Source organism: Leucobacter sp. PH1c (assembly GCF_000633415.1).
Taxonomy (GTDB): domain Bacteria; phylum Actinomycetota; class Actinomycetes; order Actinomycetales; family Microbacteriaceae; genus Leucobacter.
Map to the genome: position 1 here is coordinate 1 of NZ_AYMV01000061.1, position 284 is coordinate 284.

Sequence of the window (284 nt, forward strand, 5' to 3'; positions counted from 1 at the left end):
GCCGACAAGGCCACCGAGGGTGACAAGTCGACCGAGGGTGACAAGAGCACCGAGGGTGACAAGAGCACCGAGGGTGACAAGTCGACTGAGGGTGACAAGTCGACCGAGGGTGACAAGTCCACCGAGGGTGACAAGTCCACCGAGGGTGACAAGAGCACCGAGGGCGATAAGTCGACCGAGGGTGATAAGTCCACCGAGGGCGATAAGTCGACCGAGGGTGACAAGAGCACCGAGGGTGACACGGCTACGGCTGGTGACGTGAACGCTTCGGCTTCGGCGTCGGC

General features: G+C 62.3%; 1 protein-coding gene. It reads left to right on the top strand.

Annotated elements, in window-relative coordinates:
• The coding region (locus tag U874_RS14930; RefSeq protein WP_025135140.1) for a hypothetical protein at positions 1 to 284 on the top strand (284 nt) is incomplete at both ends.